The sequence below is a fragment of the Streptomyces sp. SID12501 genome, assembly GCF_010550245.1.
Lineage (GTDB): Bacteria > Actinomycetota > Actinomycetes > Streptomycetales > Streptomycetaceae > Streptomyces.
Window position 1 is genome coordinate 1 of the sequence record NZ_JAAGLU010001061.1, and the last position, 385, is coordinate 385.

General features: G+C 73.0%; 1 protein-coding gene. It reads right to left on the reverse strand.

Going from position 1 to position 385, the window contains the following annotated elements:
* Nucleotides 1-369 (reverse strand): hypothetical protein (locus G3I71_RS49820; RefSeq protein WP_164325604.1); only part of this gene is annotated, 369 nt, incomplete at its 3' end.
* Nucleotides 370-385: the final 16 nt, after the last annotated feature.

The window sequence follows — 385 nt, forward strand, 5'->3', positions numbered from 1 at the left end:
GGGCCGGGGTGCCGCAGGGTCCGCCGGCCACCCGTCGACGACCGCCGCCACCGCTTCGAGTGTGGGGTCCAGGACGTCCCAGTCGTGCGCGGAGAGGTGCCCGGCGAACAGCCCGCACGCGTCCTCGCTCCGCGCGTCGATGGCGGTGCACCAGGCCAGCCCCGCCAGCCTGGCCCGGTTCTCGTTCCACCGCACCCAGATGCCCTCGCGGTTCGCGTCGTCGTCCCACAGCAGGGTCGCGTGGTCCTCTTCGTGGTCGTCACCGAGTTCGCACAGGACGTACCCGGCCTGGGGCAGGTGCCCGGGGGCGGCAAGCCGGACGACGTGATCCGGGGGCGGTAACAGGGCCACGGCAGTGCACTGGTTCATGGGGCGGAAAACCTCC